The organism is Flavobacterium lacisediminis, from assembly GCF_025909975.1.
Taxonomy (GTDB): Bacteria; Bacteroidota; Bacteroidia; order Flavobacteriales; family Flavobacteriaceae; genus Flavobacterium; species Flavobacterium lacisediminis.
The window spans coordinates 482,369-499,311 of the sequence record NZ_JAPCIO010000002.1 but is presented as its reverse complement, the minus strand read 5'-3'; the positions used below and the strand labels follow the sequence as shown (position 1 = coordinate 499,311).

At 29.9% G+C, this 16,943-nt stretch carries 12 protein-coding genes; all 12 read right to left on the bottom strand.

Annotation, left to right across the window (positions count from 1 at the left end):
• Window positions 1–126: 126 nt before the first annotated feature.
• The 12 genes from OJ995_RS04905 to OJ995_RS04850 all read right to left on the bottom strand — a co-directional run bounded on the left by OJ995_RS04905 (window position 127) and on the right by OJ995_RS04850 (window position 16,931).
• Window positions 127–3,933: a T9SS type B sorting domain-containing protein gene (locus OJ995_RS04905; protein WP_264368398.1), complete on the bottom strand. Its 3,807-nt coding sequence runs from the start codon at window positions 3,931–3,933 to the stop codon at window positions 127–129.
• Window positions 3,934–3,939: 6 nt separating this feature from the next.
• Window positions 3,940–4,725, bottom strand: coding sequence for a hypothetical protein (locus tag OJ995_RS04900; protein ID WP_264368397.1), 786 nt, complete (start codon window positions 4,723–4,725; stop codon window positions 3,940–3,942).
• A gap of 3 nt (window positions 4,726–4,728) precedes the next feature.
• On the bottom strand, window positions 4,729–5,241 hold the full coding sequence (locus tag OJ995_RS04895; protein ID WP_264368396.1) for a hypothetical protein: 513 nt from the start codon (window positions 5,239–5,241) through the stop codon (window positions 4,729–4,731).
• Window position 5,242: 1 nt separating this feature from the next.
• Window positions 5,243–12,229: an RHS repeat-associated core domain-containing protein gene (locus OJ995_RS04890; protein WP_264368395.1), complete on the bottom strand. Its 6,987-nt coding sequence runs from the start codon at window positions 12,227–12,229 to the stop codon at window positions 5,243–5,245.
• Between the two features lie 3 nt (window positions 12,230–12,232).
• Window positions 12,233–12,679 (bottom strand): T9SS type A sorting domain-containing protein, encoded by a 447-nt coding sequence (locus OJ995_RS04885; RefSeq protein WP_264368394.1) that lies wholly within the window; start codon window positions 12,677–12,679, stop codon window positions 12,233–12,235.
• A gap of 110 nt (window positions 12,680–12,789) precedes the next feature.
• On the bottom strand, window positions 12,790–13,446 hold the full coding sequence (locus tag OJ995_RS04880; protein WP_264368393.1) for a response regulator transcription factor: 657 nt from the start codon (window positions 13,444–13,446) through the stop codon (window positions 12,790–12,792).
• Between the two features lie 275 nt (window positions 13,447–13,721).
• Entirely contained in the window at window positions 13,722–14,270 is a 549-nt protein-coding gene (locus OJ995_RS04875) for a hypothetical protein (protein WP_264368392.1), read from the bottom strand.
• Window positions 14,271–14,329: 59 nt separating this feature from the next.
• On the bottom strand, window positions 14,330–14,698 hold the full coding sequence (locus OJ995_RS04870; RefSeq protein ID WP_264368391.1) for a hypothetical protein: 369 nt from the start codon (window positions 14,696–14,698) through the stop codon (window positions 14,330–14,332).
• Window positions 14,699–14,700: 2 nt separating this feature from the next.
• Complete coding sequence (locus OJ995_RS04865; RefSeq protein ID WP_264368390.1) at window positions 14,701–15,141, bottom strand: hypothetical protein; 441 nt, start codon at window positions 15,139–15,141, stop codon at window positions 14,701–14,703.
• Entirely contained in the window at window positions 15,131–15,925 is a 795-nt protein-coding gene (locus OJ995_RS04860; RefSeq protein WP_264368389.1) for a relaxase/mobilization nuclease domain-containing protein, read from the bottom strand. Before OJ995_RS04860 ends, OJ995_RS04865 begins: the two co-directional genes overlap by 11 nt.
• Window positions 15,926–15,929: 4 nt before the next feature.
• Window positions 15,930–16,226, bottom strand: a complete 297-nt coding sequence (locus OJ995_RS04855) for a plasmid mobilization protein (protein WP_194096250.1) — start codon at window positions 16,224–16,226, stop codon at window positions 15,930–15,932.
• A gap of 48 nt (window positions 16,227–16,274) precedes the next feature.
• Complete coding sequence (locus tag OJ995_RS04850) at window positions 16,275–16,931, bottom strand: P-loop NTPase family protein (protein ID WP_264368388.1); 657 nt, start codon at window positions 16,929–16,931, stop codon at window positions 16,275–16,277.
• Window positions 16,932–16,943 lie beyond the last annotated feature (12 nt).

Below are 16,943 nucleotides of genomic sequence, written 5' to 3'. Positions count from 1 at the left end.
TCTGTAACAGGAAATTTTAAGCGAAACGCAATATTTTAATTATATATATCTTATACTTTACTTAACAAAACTAATTTATTTTTGAATACTTAACAACTCTTTTTGAGTTAAACTTAATCTTAAAAACTACCTCTTCAAACTAAAATGCCCTTTTACAACTCGTCCATCTTCTAACTGAACAGAATACCAATAATCTGATGAAGGCATTTGATTTCCATTAAAGGTTCCATCCCACCCTTGACTTAATGGATTAATCTGGTTTATTAGTTTACCATAACGATCAAAAATATAAATGATGGTTTCGGCATTTAAACGGTTGTTTATTCCTTTTATATTCCAATAATCATTATATCCATCTCCGTTTGGCGTGAAATAATTTGGAATTCCTAATACACTAATCTCTTCTGTTGCAACACCACAACCATTTAAATCTTTCACATAAACGGTGTAAATACCTGCTTCAATATTGGTAAATACATTGGATGTTTGCCAATTTTCATTATCCAGACTATATTCATAATCCCCTAATCCTGTTACTAAAACTGTAACGGAATTTTCATCTGACAAATCAACCACTTGAACATTGTCTATTGTAGCAATATTTGATGCTGTAACGGTAAGTGTTCTGGTTCTTACACAACCATTTGAATTCGTTACTTCAACTGTATAAATTCCTTCAGTATTTACAGTTAATATATAATTTGTTTCTCCTATAATTTGATTATTATTCAAAAACCATTGATAGGTATAATTTGAAACAGTAGTTTCATCTAATAATCCTGCGCTGATTTCTTTTGTAAATAATGGATTGTTGCTACAAATTAGCTCATCACCATACAATTCAATTTCAGGAACTGGGTAAACCACTAAAGGAATTGTCAAATACGCTTTACAAGTTGTATTTAATGGATTTATAACTTCAACACGAATATTTTGTGTCGTAGTTAAAAACGGATTTGGTAATGGACTCGAAAGCGAATTACCATTTCCGTCGAAATAATTCACAATCATTCCCGTTTGTGTTCCTATAATCGTATTTTGAAAACTGCTCGTATCAAAAGGATAAATACCATCTTGATTTATTGGATTGGCCTCATCATCACAAACCGTTGTTAAATTGGTTGGAATTGCAAAAGCTTCGGGTAAATCATCCACTTTGAAAGTAATGGTTGATTCATAGTAACAAGCTGATGTGGTATTATTGGTGGCTCTAACTCTTATGATTTGTGAAGTAGTATTGAAAGGATTTGGCAACGGACTTGGTAATGGATTGTTATTTGCATCCCAATAACTCAAGGTAACATTAGTTAATCCGTTTAAAATATCGGATTGTAAATTAGTGATATTAAATGCAAAAAATCCATCGTGATTATCATCACACTGAGAATAAGTTCGAGGTTGAATGATTGGAATTCTTTCTACATGTAATGTTATGTGATGTCCTAAACCAATACACTCGTTATTGAGTTGGCTATCCACACGGACGTAAATATTTTGAGTATTTGGATAACCAATATTCGTATAATGTGAAATGTCTATTATGGCATTTTGTTCTGCTAATGCGTCTGCAATATTTCTGTAATAAGTTATATCTAACAATTGTCCGCTAGGATATTGTGAAGCTATTTGTGCATTGGCACTACTGAAATCAAAAGTAGCAATTCCATCAGTAATGGAACCGGAAGCTACATCATCGCAAACATAAAAATGTTCTTGAATTAAATTCGATATTTGAGTGGTTGAAACGACTAAATTTAAAGTTGCAACTCTAAAACAACCATTACTATTTTGAACTCTTACAAATACTTGATCTGTACTTACGGTTTGATTGGTGTAAGCTGTAAAATTTGGTATCGAGTTTGTATTGCTTTGTGCCTCAGTAGATGTTTCAAAATAGGAAAAAGTTAAACCTGAAGTTGCTCCAACTAACAAAGCATTTGCTTGAGTTAAATTAAAAGCGCTATAACCATCATTATTATCATCACATTGTTTTAAACTAGCAACGGTAATAATGACAGGCAAACTAAATACTTCTATTTGAAACGAAGTAGTAGCAAAACAAGTTGTATTTTGGTTATTCGCTACTTTCACATAAATAGTTTCTTGTAGATTTGAATTTACATAGGTTGTTGGGTTACTAATTAAATCGGTTAAAGCTGCATCTTTATAATATGAAACTGTAAAATTAGTTGATGACTGACCATTCAAAATAGCGCCTTGTCTACTAGTCAAATTAAAAACTACTCTGCCATCTGTATCGGTGCCAAAAGAAGTATTGTCACAAATTTGAATTGGCGAAACTGATAAACTTGGTCTTGGACTTTCAAAAACTTGAATATCAAATGTTGTTGTTGTTTTACAATTTGGATTAGCAATATTATAAACTTCTGCAATAATCGTTTGACTTTGATAAGCTGTTGTATTAGGAAAACTTGTAGGATTAGCAATTACAACATTGTTCGAATAATTTGTAGCATTAGCAAAATAACGCACATTAAATTGCGATTCTGATTGACCGTTTAAAATAGCTGATTTTCGTGACGTTAAATCAAAATTATAGAAACCATCATTGTTGTCATCACAAATCGAAATATTGTTAGGTTGTGTTGCTGTGGGAACTGCAGAAATTATAATATCTCTAGTAGTAACTCCAGTTCCACTACTACTTGTTGCTGTAACCGAAACTGTATAAGTTCCTGGCGCTGTATAAGTATGAATTGGTGATAAACTATTTGAGGTATTTCCATCGCCAAAATTCCATATAGCACTTGTTGCTGTTGCATTTCCTAATTGGAATTGTGTTACCTCTCCTACACATGAGTTTTGAAACCTTATACTTGGAGCAAAAAATGATTGATTAAAAGATGGTAGACCTAATTTGCTCAATCTTCCTGACAAATCAATTCCATCTAAAACAAAATTACATCCTAAACCTAGAATATTTGGGTTATTTATTACTCCTAATTTTGTTCTGTTGTTAACAGCTACATATATCTTATTATCTGGACCGACTTGCATTTGACCTATTGGAGGAATCCAACCACCATTGTATATCGTAATAATAGAGTTTGGTATATCAGCAGCATTTAAGTTAAATTGATGAATTTTACCAAAACTATTGGAAATATACAATAAAGATTCGTCAGGAGAAAAAGCAATTCCTGATAATTCACCAGCTTCAGTGGTTAAAGTTATAACATTTGAAAGCACACCTGTGTTTGCATCAAAATCATATAACTGTGCAAAATCGGAAACACTTGTTATAGCTAATTTTGAACCCGAAGGAGATAATTTTAATGATCCAGCAGCTTCAAATCCACTGCCACCAGATATTGGCAAACCTATTGATGTAGTAACAGGAACACTGCTTAAGCCTGATGCAGTTAATAAATGAGCATTAAAATTATTATTATTCCACTCATGAGTAACAACCCAAAAATCAATCCCATTAGCATGTTTGGTAATTCCTAAACTTTCAGTGGTTGGAGTATATACTAATATATTTTTTGCAGATGTTACAGCTCCGTTTCCTCCATCCAAATTCATATCCACTACAGAATATCTAAAACCATTTGGAAGTGTTTCAGCATCAGTCGTAAAAATATAAAACAAATTACTTGAGCCTGGCTTAGGAACTATTGTAGCTGATTGCATACTTGAAGAATGCCCTAATAAACCCGTGCCATTCACCATTATAGTATGATTCTTGTTGTAAACGGTAACACCATCTGTATAAAACAACAATTGACCACTTGAATTTGAAATGGTTGCACAACCTTCATCAGTAACTAACTGCCCATTAGTTAAAGTTATAGGAACACCACTATTAAAATCTAAACCTGCATTTTGACCAAAATACCAAATGTTGGCTTCACCTTGAGCATGTGAAACCAACATTGACATTAAGAATAATATACTAAAATATATTTTCACAAAAAATTAATTAACCCATTCAACAAACAACTTAAATTCTAAATTTATTTCAGGAAAAGTATAAGTAATTGTTGTTGGTTTTGTAACTATGTAATTATTAAAACTAATTTCTCGATAGTCTGGTGGTCCATTTAATAAATCGGCACCAGCTATGCCATTATCAATATCTACTAATCCAAATTTTAATGAAGCATTTGGATTTAGATATAAACTTGCATTGCTGCAATCCCATGTCATGTTGCCTTGATTTTCTATTACACTAGATAAATACCAATAAGCCGGACTATAAATATTGTCTAATGGATTGCCTAATTTGTTTTTTGAAAACCCAAAACGCAAATCGGCCAAATGGTTTGGATTTGTTGCTGGGAATTCAGGGTCATACGTGGTGTTTATACCATAAAAAGAAATAACTTGCACTCCATTTATTTTGAGTGCGTTTCCCCTTGATACTGTAACAATCACTTGCTTTTCTGAAACCACGTTATCTTGATTTTTGGCTCTAACCGAAATCGTCTTTTGACCTAGTGTATCAAAATTAAAGTTCAGTGTATAAATTGTCCCAAATTGTCTTTGAGCATAGCCCCCTGTAGCAAAATTATCTGTGGAAACCCACAGTTCTTTGATTTCCTCATTAGCACCAACATTTATAGTAAACGATTGATCGATAACTACACTAGATGCTGATGGTGTAAGATTGATTGAAAATATACTATTTGATGATTTATTATCATCTGATGAACATCCAATAAATAATTGAATAACTAAAAATACGAATATTTTATTTTTCATAATTTAATTCGATTTTTTTAAAAATTTTTCAAATCTGAATTCATTACATTCTATAATATCACTTTTCACTAAATCTTCAAAATCTTTATCAATCATTTTATAGATTTTTCCTTTATTTTCATCGCTAAGTGAATGTTCTTTTATCTTCAAAAAAGCATAGGTTGTAAAAATTTTTTTTCTTTTACCAGTGAATGAAGATTTATATCCTATTTTTTTAAGTTTAAATTCCTTATCTAATTTATAATTAAAATAAAACAAATCTTCATTTTTGTAAAACAAAACACCTTCTTTACTTTTTGAGATTGTATCCTTATCATTAATTTTTATTAATTTATCTATAAATCCATATTTTATGCCACCTATCTCAACAATATCACAATTAATATTATTTTTAGGATTATAAAAAACATACCAAGGAAAGTCATTTGAATAATATAATGATTTTTTTTCTTTAATTAGAAAAGAATCATTCTTTAAAAAACTAAAAATAAAAACAACCAAAACAATTAATTTCATTTTAAAATAATTTATATTGATTTAATATAAAAGCAGGTCTAAAACCTAGGCTTCTCAAATAAACTTGAGCATGTAAAATAAATGGGTGAATACCAAATGTAGGAACCCCTGAAAGTGTTAAAGCTCGTGCAGTATGATTAACACAGCTTGAAAAATATAAATTATATTTTGCTCCGTTAGCCAAATCGTTACTATAATTTGAAATAGATTTTAAATTTACTCCTTTAACTATTGTTTTCCAAGTACCATCATGGCTAACATAATTATGCCATTTAGTATCTGCCTTGTTAGTCAAATCAAACGGATTAAATATTCTTTTTCCAGTAACATCTGGTCCTACTGAAACTAAAGAATTTAATTCATCTGTTTCTCCTACCTCTGTAATTGCACTATGTCCAATTGCATCTGAGGTATCAGTATTAAGCTGAACCTCACCAGGATTCATACCTGCTAAAACATCAGAGATATTAGCTATTGTTCCAAAACTATATCCTAAATTAACCATAAATGAATTACCTTTCTTAAATAGATAACCAAACTCTCCAGTTGTAAAATCTAATGAAGCAAATCCAAAACTCAATACAATATTTGTTTTGCCTCCAGTATACATATGTGTACCCATTCCATTTATTAGAGAGCCCACAAATATTGCTTTAGTATTAGCAAAAGCAACTCCTGAAGTGGCTATACCATTTGATACCCCACCAGTAACTCCACCCACTATAGCTCCACCAATCATATATCCCATGGTCTTTATATTCCATTCCCATTTTGTTGGATTTAATTGACCACCATTTGCAATAACCCCACCACTATAGGCACCAATAACTGCACCAATTATTATAGGAATCCATGCAAACTCTCCACTTGCATCAGTAAACTTTAATGGATTATTAAGAACATAAGAGTATCTATTGAAATTCTGTGAATTATACGGATCCTGAATAAAATTATCAGGTTGTAAAAATCGATGCACTACAGGGTCATATAATCGACCATTCATGTGGATAAGATTTACACCTTGTAAATGTTCATGCCCAGTATATCCTCTGTCAATTACACTTAATTTGGTTAAGGTATTTCCTACTCCGTCTTGTACTTTTGCTATATTACCCCAAGCATCAAAATGTCTTTTTTCTTCTACTACACCTGCTTGGTTGGTTATGGCTACTATACTGCCTAAATAATCCCTGTGCAAATATAAATAATTTTGTGTAGTACCATCGCTTTTGAGAATTATTGGAGCTGAATAAGCATCACCACCTATGTAGGTAATAAATTCAACAGTTCCGTTAACCATATCTTGTTTAATCTCCATGCTTCCATCAGCTGCATAATGTTTTCTATATCTTCTAGATAACTTATCAGCTTCTAAACTACCATAATACATGGTAGAACGGCTATTATTCATGTTGTAGATAAAACTTAACTTATCTTTTCCTTCTTCTATAATATCTATTGGGCTTTTAAAAGCATTGTATGTAATATCTAAATTTGCTCTACTCAAATAATAATCAGAATATTCAAAATTTGTTTCAATAGAGCTATTTTGAAAATGTTTTGGAATAGAATTAGATGGGTTTATGTTTGTATAGTTATATGTTCCAACATTATTTTCATCAATTCTTCCTAATGCATCATACGTTTGAGTAGAAGTTTTTACTTCACTAACTTTTATATTGTCTAAATGAAAAACAACAGGTGCTTGAAAGTTAAAATCATTTCCAGCCACTACCTTTAAATATATTTCAGAAAATTGAGAAACTGTATGTTGAAATGAAAACGTATTTGATTGCAAATCTGAACCTAGTTGAAATTCATTTGTTTGACCAGTAGTTGGATTTCTTTCTATAACAGAATATTTCACATAATTACTTTCTAATAGAAATCCATTTGGATCTTGTGTTAAATTTCTAAAAAATAAATCTCCCGAAAATTGAATTACTTCACCTACAGTTGCATTATTCTTAACAATTCTTTTTGTTCCTTCAAAATTTGAATTTGTAGTAACTGTTAGTCTTGAAAAGAATGTTGAAGTCGTATTTGTCAACACTACACTACTTGTTGTTGGTTCAAAACTTTCAGTATTTCCTGTAAAAGTGAAATTTTGAATAAAATTATTATTACTCCAAGTAGATAATCGATCTAAATTATCATAAGTAAAGTTCTCTTGATAATCAAACATACTGTTATTTCTGCTTGTTAAATTACCTCTTTGGGGCTCGAAAACAGTATTTAAAGTCATTACATTTACTGTAGGTGTACCCGTCTTATCATGCTTTAATTGTGTTGGAAAACCATATTGATCATAAGTATTAATTACATTTATTCCATTACCATAGTTTCCATTAGTCAATTGCCCACGAGCATTAACTTTTGTCGTTTGCCATAAAACTTGATTTGTTGCATCATCTAAAATTTGCCAATGATGTCCATTTTTATAAGTGTTTTTTACCCACTTAGAAGATTGTTTACTATCAGAGGTATTTATAGCAGTATATAGTTCTTTTTCAGGTCTTCCAAAGGCATCAAATTGTGTTGCTTTTTGGTAATAAGTATTAAAGCCGCTTTCATCACTAAAGTTTATTCTTTTATAATTATCATAACCATAAGAGTAAAGCGTATAAAATCCTCCAGTAAAATCATCATACCTTGTGTTGGTTAATAATTTTGTTGTTGGGTTATAAGTATAAGTAGTTTTTGTGTTTGTTGGATCTCCACCTGTACCTGTAGTTGTTTTTTGGGTAACTTTTCCAAAATTATCTATAGTGTAATTTGTTACTCCTTTAGGAGTAATCTCCTTTGTCATTTCTCCAAACTCATTGTACTGATATTCATAAGTACCTGCACTAGGATCAATTAATTTTGTTTTTCTACCCCAACCATCTTTTTCAACAGCTACAATTACACCATTAAAATTCGATTCCTTTAAATTTCCATTAGCATAATATTGATAATTTATTGTACCTCCGTTATCTGTCATTGAAACAACGTTTCCAAATGAATTTTTAACTACTGTAGTATTGCTTACTCCATCGCTGGCTGTAGTTATTAAACCACTGTAATTAATGTTTGAAGTTTTACCTGTATGTTCAACTACTTGAGTAGTTCTACCATAAGCATCAAATGAAGTTATACTAAATAAACCATCCCAAGTTGGTAAAAGTGTAAGTTTGGGTTCGTAAGTTTTTATAGATCTATCATAGATATCATACTCAAAAGTTTTCCATGTATTATTTGATTCGGAACTACTTGCATCATTAATTGTTCTAAAACCATCTGCTATTTTTCTACCTAAATCATCATACCATGCAAACGACGCAGAATTATCATCTCCAACTGAAGTCGTCCCAAAAAATCCATTAGTGCCAGCACTCAACCAAGAATATGAATAATTTAAACTTTTACCTAAATAATCTGTTTCTTTTGTTTTTTTACCCCAAACATCATATTGGTATGTTGTAGTTAATGGGTAACCTGCATTTGATGGTAAAGTTTGGGACAATAATAATCCATTACTTGCATTATATGTGTAAGTAGTAACTAATCCTTCAATATCAGTACTAGTTAGTAAAAATCTTCCTGTAGCATCATAAGTAAAGTTAGTAGTTCTAGGAGTTAATCCTACAGCAGTAATTTTCTTTTGCGTTATATTTCCAAAGATATCATAGATATTATCCTCTGTTAAATAATTTGTCAAATGTCCTTTCTTTTGAATTTTAGAAACCAAATGAGCAGTATTATAAGTGTAAATTTCTTCTCCTGTCATCGTGTCTCCGTTATGAGTAACAGAAGAGTTTTTCTTTTTTAATCTACCTACAATATAAGTTGGACTTAAAGTATTAGGAAAATATTCAACGTTGACTACTTCCGTTCTTTCAACAGTTGTCCCATTTTTTGATACAGATGTAGTGATTAGTGGATTATTATTAGCATCGTAAGAAGTTGTTACTTCTTTAGATGTGCTTTCCAAACCATTTACTGAATTAGTAAACGTATTATTAATTTTATAAACCTTATTTGGAAGTAATTGAACCACATAGGTCATGTTCGTTTTATTAATGAAGCTAGAAGGGGTATAGCTAGTAAAATTTCCATAGGCTTCTCCTAATGAAGAATAAGTTTCCGTAATCGCACCTCTTTTGCTTATATCGTGTTTTGAAACTGATGTAATAATTGGGTAATCTTCATTATGCCAATTACTTCTTGCTAAACCTCTAAAACCTAAAAACCCTAATCCATCTACATTGGATACTGCACCGTAATATTTGAATTTTTGTTGTTTGTTTTGCGTTGCGGAGATCTGTTCTAATTTTGATACAACTTGAAAACCATTTGCCTGCTTTATATCAAAATTAGGATAATTTTCTGTATATGTTGAGGGTTGAAATACCACATCACAATTGTATGGTAAATCACAATACGAATTTAGAGGGGAATAAGTAATAACTTCTTTTAAACCATTACCTAGTACAATCTCATTTAATCTTGTGTCTATTCTATTGTCTTTTGTTGACTTAAAAGTTCTAATGTTATTTCCTGAAATAAGAGCATATTCTAAATTTTGGTTAACATTATTATGGTCTAAGAAAACAGGCAATGGATTTCTTCTTATACCTCCAAATTGAGCATTTGTATTAACTAAATTAAATCCTATTCCAATGCCGTTTGTAAATTTATTTTCTAATAGAACTAATTTTGTTACCTGTGGATCACCGTAGTTTGTATAATCTGCTCCGTCTCTAGTCATAACGTATTCTACAGTTAGATTCTGTTGAAAAAGAATATCCGTTTTCCCATCACCATTAAAGTCATTCATTAGATAACTTTTCTCATTCAAACTATATGTTCTACTACTAAAACCAACTACGCCAAAATAACCACCATTTGCTATGTAATATGGTAAACCTATCGAAGTTGTTATTTTTTGAAAGCCATTACCTTTAGAAAAAAAGAAACTCCAGCTATCGGTATTATCCGCTTGAGGTATTACGAAATCAGTTTTTCCATCTCCATTAAAATCACCCATATATCTTGGCTTATCCGACAAAATATTAGTATCAGGATAATTGATATGTTGTACCAATTGATTATTCTCATTTAAATAATATGTTTTTACATTACCCGAATCAAAAACCATTAAATCTGACTTTCCATCTCCATTAACATCTGCAACAGTAAATTTTGAATTAGCAGTTACTTGAAGATATCCAGCTATATTAATATAATCAGTTGTAATTCTCCTGTCTAGATTTAAAAAATACGATTTTCCACCCGGATTAGTGTGTGTAGTGTTATATCCACTACATCCACCAGTGTAATAACTTATACTAACAGGTTTTTCAACAATTATTACATCTGTTAATCCATCACCATTATAATCTCCACTTAAATATTCTTTAGGAATATCTCTAATAATTTCATGATATACAGGATCATTAGTATCATCTGGTGGCAATAACGTATTAAAATTATTATCTAAATAAAGATCAGTTGATATTCCACCATTATTACATGGATCTGTCCAATAACCGAAAGTAAATTTTGGAAATTGATAAGTTCTTGCATATTGAAAATAGATAGGACTTGCTATTCCAGTTGAATAAGTATTAAAAGTTGTGGTATTTGTTATTGAATTTGTTTGAACTGCACACCATCCCTGTGAAGGCATTAATATATTATTCCAACTCAACCAAGACATAGGGAAGATATCAGTAAATGAACCTAAATTATGCTCACTTCCTATATTAATCCCAGAACCTTGAATGTTATTAAACAACCAATATTTCTTTTTGGCATTAGTTCCTGTTGTAGGATATAATATAAAATCCATTTTTCCATCTCCATCGAAATCACCAGTAATATTATTTGAATTAGTAAAATTTATATTGCCTACATTTAGTGGAATATCATTTGAAATTTGAAACAAATCGCCATTGGTTGTAGTTTCATAATTAAAAACTGTAGGATTAAAGCTCTTAGAATTGTCTCCACTCTTTTCAGTTATACTTTTTAATCTTTCGTAGCCAAGGGAAGTTGCTTCATGAGTAAGAAGATAATTTCTAAAACCAATATTATTCCCATTAACCCTGATTTCACTTAAAATAGTACTTCTTACAAAAGATTGCCCACCAATATATGCTTGTTCTGATCTTGTTCTATTTTTATAAATAAATAATATCTCATTAATAGGAGTGTCAGCTCCTCTCGTTCCATATTTAATAGTACTAATTGATAAATTATTATTTGAAAGAACATAATTATAAGAAATCCTAACACCTTGAGGGTTTTGCCAGAATGTTATCGCCCAATCAGTCAAAGACCTTGATGCTGTAGAGTTACCATAATGAGCAATTGAACCATCTGGATATTGGACTATAAAATAAGCTGGCCCATAATTAGCTCCGCTAGGATGAACCCCATATGAAGTTATTTGCACGTTTGAAAAACTTTCAGTTTCGTAAATTGTTCCATTAGCTCCATAAACACCAGATGTACCATTTTTTACTATTAATCTTTGTCCATCAAATGCAAATCTATCTAAAGTATTAAAATCAACTGCATCTATTGTGTTATCATGAAATTTTGTAGTTGGAATTCTTGTAATAACAGAAACTCCAGATACATTCCATCCGTAACCAGCTAATCCATTTCCTCCTTGACTATTGTAGCTCAATGATACTTGAGGTGCTATGCCATTTATTCCTGGAGGTACTGTTATAGGTATATTGTAAGTTGCTCCACCTGTTAAAGATACCGAAAGTTGCCCCTCTGTAACACCAACTTCAGTTGAATTACCTGTTGGTGCACTAGGAGAAGTACTATTAGTTGTTTCTGTTGCAACCCTATTTGTAATAACATTATTTTCTTGTATATCTCCTCTTTTGATGGGTATAATTCCTTGAACGGGTGAATTTCCAAAAACATTTTCTTGAGAAAATGATGAAAATGAAATAAATAAAATTGAAAGGATAAAAAACTTTTTCATAAATTATTTTTTTACAATTTTTATTGACTTTTGCTCACCATTAATGTAATTCAATGTTAAAAAATAAACACCTACTGGATATTCCTGAAATGAAATAACTAATGAATTTTCAGACAAGTTTTCCTTTATACTTCTTAATACCTGACCATTTAAAGTGAATACATCTATACTTAAAACTTTATTATTTTCAACTAACTTCCATTTTAGAAAAAGTTCTTCTTTAACAGGATTGGGATAGTATGAAATAACATCCTCAGGAAAGAATTTTTGCATATCAGTTTCTTCTAAATTAGAAACCTCTTTGTATGTCTCTTGAGCATTTCTAGATAAACAGCTAGGACACCATTTCCTTTGAATTTGATTACCTGCTGCATCGTATTCAAAACGAATTTTTTGAGCTTGTGTAAATAAAGAGACAAGCATAAATAGAGATAATAGTTTCAATTTCATATTATATAATCTTTTGAATTTCGTGTAAAATTCAAATAATTGAAACTAAGAGCAAAGAAAATTTTAACATTTAACCAAATATATACCTGAGGTATAATTATTGTTAAAATTTAAATATAACCACGAGATTTGGCTTCTTTTACAATGTTTTCATCCTCATTAAGATTAAAGGATTGTCTTATTTTTGAAATTCTTTTCTTGATTGTAATTTCAGAAACTGACAATTCACTTGCAATTTCATTAATCTTAAAACCAAGTGATAAATATTGAAGTATTAATCTATTTTTCTCATTAATGAAAACTTCATTTTCCCAGATCTCTTCTAACTGTTCAACAACATAACTACTTCTGAATTTCTTTCCTGATAAAACAGTTTCAATAATTTCTAAAAAAACAACTCCACTCACATCCATTTTGGTAGCAATTCCATCAGGAGATACATTTTGAACAATATCAAACAATGTAATATTATCAATACTAGCCGTTAATATTATTATCTTACAATTTGGAAAAATCTTCTTTAAATATTTACATACATCTGCACCATTGAAAATATTTTCCTGACGATAAATAGGCATTGAGTAATCAATAATAGCTAAATCAATTTTCGTATTTAATTTTAGAGCATTATTAATTTTTAAATAGGCTTCCTCACATGAATTTGCTTCAATGTAATTAATGTTGTCCCCCAATATACTTGAAAATGAAAGTATCATCTTATAACCTTCAATTGTCATTTGATGATCTTCTGCAATAAAAATATTCAAAATTTAAAAAATTTCTAAGTTAATATTATTGTATCATTAGGGGATAACACAATAATAATAATTTTATTTGATTCACAATAAAATTTAATCAATTTTAATTTAAAAACTTATAAAATAATATAATTTGAACTTCGTAAAATAATCTAAAACCCTTTTTGCGACCTTCGGGAGCAAAAACGAGATTGCCTTTGTGTTCGCAAATTCGGAGAAATTTGTGGACACAAAGGCACATCTCGATAAGTTTGACCGCTAAAGGATTTTAAGGTTTTTTAATTCTAATCAAATACAATATCACTTTTGAAGTCGTAGACAATCTTTTCTTTTAATTTAATTTTAAATTCATCATACATTTTATCATAGGCTTCTTGAGATAAATCTTCAAGCTCTGCTATTTTCTTTTCATCAACTTCATTTTCAATTAAACTCTCCAAATAAGCTTCAAATTCATGAATTGAATACATATTAAATCTATGTCCAAAGTTTTCTAATGTTGTTGTATAATAGGAAGAAATAGTTTGATGTAAGAATTCTAATTCCTTTTGTGTAAGCTCTTCTTCATTTGCTTCACAATCTTCATTTTCCTCTTCCTCAGAATCATCATAATTCACATAAGACTCAAATTCATCTATAATATCAGAAACAAATTCAGCAGCATAAAATCCGATTCCTGAATTTGTATTCCAATTGGGGAATTTCTCATTCATGTAGCGTATTATTTCATTTAAAATTGGAGTATCAGAGTAATTCTCCATAACGTTGTAATAATCTTCATGCTTTTCTCTATTGGCCACATACTCATCCCAATAAAATCTAAAATTTTCCATAATAATACATTTAAAATACAACACTAAATTTAACAAATAATTTCATACTAAATATGAAATTATTCTAAATTATTTACCCAAATTTCTAAATCATGCATAGCCGCTGGATTATCAAGAAAAAATTGTTTGTATTTATTAGTACAATCCATATAACCTTTATCATAACTGATTTTTTGAAACTTCACAGATGTTGCATTTAATTGATTTACTTGGCTATGGTGCCAACTCATCAAAATATAAAGAATGGCTAATAATAGAGTTGTGTAAAGTATAGATAATAGGTATACAAATTGAACTTTGACATATTTTGAATAAAAACGCAATTCAGTATGACTATTTTCAATTTCAAAATTGATGTTATCTAGACTTTGACTTAGTATCTTACTAATCGCCTCTAGTTCCCTTTTCAACTTTAATAAATCAGTCATATTTATTTACTATTTAATGTTGTTCTCAGTTCAATTAACGTTGATAAATTTGAGTTTGACTGATATAATAGATAACTTATGTAAATTGAATAAAAGCTTAAAAATATTATCAACCATACTTTTATGTCAAGGTACCAACTTAATTCATCTGGGGGTTTAATTTGTGACATTTCTAATTGGTGCCTTTTTAGCGATTCAATATGATTGTAAACTAATTTAATCATTTCGTTTTTGTTCAGATTAGATTGATTTTGAAATTTATCTAATTCAACTTTTAGAGAATCAATATTCAATTTAGGATTGTGATTTTTCAAACTATCCATTTTTGAATTTAATGTATCTGCAACAGCAAATAAATCTTTAGTTGATTTTCTATTTTTCTCCATTTCTTCTAGTAAGATTGAGACCATATCAATCAAACCAGGTTGTTTTTTAACTGCCATGTCTAAACTTTATTTTTGGCTTTTGATTAGTTTCTATTATAGGTTTTCCAACTATATCTTTTAAGTTAATTTTTCTATTAACTTCAGAGGCTTTGAAGCTTTCTTTTGTGGCCACATTTACAAATCTGTAACCTTGAATTAATCCTTGCTTATTTACTGAAGGTTGCACTTCAACACCCATTGTTTTCATCACTAGAAAATATTCTTCCAAAGAATTATATTGTCTTTCAATAGCTTTTAAATGCTTATTGTAAATTTCATCTTTTGTAGATTTTGGAATTGTAAAACCTTCATTTTGATTAGCTTTAATTTTACAAAACATAATTTGTTTCGCCGAAAGTAGATTTAGACGCGAAGCAATACGATGAGCTGCCCATTGTGCCTTCTTACCAATAAAGTGATCATTAACCATTTTTCCAGTTTCCATATTCAAACGCCCGCAATAGATGTGTATATGCTTGTGACGTTTTTCTGTGTGAACAAATGCCAGTATCTGGTGGTTATCAGCATTAATACCAAGCTCTTCCATAAATTCGACTGTCATCTTCTTAAGTTCAGAATTAGATAACTTATGACCATCATCAATTGAAGGAGATAGAACCAAACTTAACGTTTTATTCTTTGCTCTGTGGTTTAAATCCTGAATCATATTCATTTCTTCAATTATTTCTTTTGGATTTAATCCACAGAGATTGTTTCTGAACAACTCGTAACCTTTCCTATCATTCATAATGTAATTCAATAAAGAACCACCACCAGAACATGCTTTAGCCATACCAATCATATATCTATTTTAGTTTCATTAAGTGTTCTCTAATTATTCTTGAGGTTTCTAATGTTTCTTTTTTTAATCCTTCTACATCTCCCAGCTTAAATAGATTACTAATTCTTGTAAAATTTGTAGAAAAGTTGGCCAGTGTTTTGTATACTTCAATTTCTTCAGGACTCAATTTTGATGTCAATTTATAGCCTAAGACAAGTCTTCGCAATAATTCTGAAACAGCCATTCCGGAATCTTTTGCTTTCTTTTTAATTATGGCTTGCTCTAATTTTGATACACGAAATTTTATTATATGTTGTTTCATAAATATTCTCTTTATTCCCTTAAGTTAAAATTGGAATTGAAAAAGTTATTAAAATCTTCTACTAGTACCATTAAGCTCTATAAGATTAAACATAGAAACAAATCTATCTCTAACTCTCGATCCATATCGTTTCTCGATTTGTATTAATGATAAATTTGTAGTAATAAAGGTTTTTGTGTTTTTTGCAATAAACTCATCATAACGGTTCTCAAGAATTCTAATAAAAATATCCTCTTTAGAACCCCAGACATGGATATTATTTGCTTCGTTTTCACTTCCTAAATCATCAAAACAAAAAGTACCAATTGAGTAATTTTCAATTATTGAATCCTTATTTTTCTCAACATTAAATTTTTCAACCACTTTTTTTGTTTCTACAATAGGGAACCAAAGGCTTTTTAATCCATAAATTTTTGATATCATTTGAATGATTTTAAAACTGGATGATTTTCCTGTACCAGGATTACCAATTACTAACAATCCTTTTCTCAGTTCACCACGATGTATAGTCTCAAATTCAATATCTCTAGAAAAATATTTACATAACAAATTCAGATAATTTTGATTGTTTTCATCAATTGTAAAATCACGATTTTCTCTGCTATAATATTCACTAGCTACTTTAATGTAAATTCTTTTCATTTCGAAGGTCCCCATAATTATTTCTTTTTTTTCTACAACTTTTTTTCTTTCTTTTATACTCATCAGAAAATGATT

Coding starts and splice junctions, on each gene's coding strand:
- OJ995_RS04900 (WP_264368397.1), bottom strand. CDS start 4,725: ATGAAAAATAAAATATTCGTATTTTTAGTTATTCAATTATTTATTGGA.
- OJ995_RS04895 (WP_264368396.1), bottom strand. CDS start 5,241: ATGAAATTAATTGTTTTGGTTGTTTTTATTTTTAGTTTTTTAAAGAAT.
- OJ995_RS04890 (WP_264368395.1), bottom strand. CDS start 12,229: ATGAAAAAGTTTTTTATCCTTTCAATTTTATTTATTTCATTTTCATCA.
- OJ995_RS04885 (WP_264368394.1), bottom strand. CDS start 12,679: ATGAAATTGAAACTATTATCTCTATTTATGCTTGTCTCTTTATTTACA.
- OJ995_RS04875 (WP_264368392.1), bottom strand. CDS start 14,270: ATGGAAAATTTTAGATTTTATTGGGATGAGTATGTGGCCAATAGAGAA.
- OJ995_RS04870 (WP_264368391.1), bottom strand. CDS start 14,698: ATGACTGATTTATTAAAGTTGAAAAGGGAACTAGAGGCGATTAGTAAG.
- OJ995_RS04865 (WP_264368390.1), bottom strand. CDS start 15,141: ATGGCAGTTAAAAAACAACCTGGTTTGATTGATATGGTCTCAATCTTA.
- OJ995_RS04860 (WP_264368389.1), bottom strand. CDS start 15,925: ATGATTGGTATGGCTAAAGCATGTTCTGGTGGTGGTTCTTTATTGAAT.
- OJ995_RS04855 (WP_194096250.1), bottom strand. CDS start 16,226: ATGAAACAACATATAATAAAATTTCGTGTATCAAAATTAGAGCAAGCC.
- OJ995_RS04850 (WP_264368388.1), bottom strand. CDS start 16,931: ATGAGTATAAAAGAAAGAAAAAAAGTTGTAGAAAAAAAAGAAATAATT.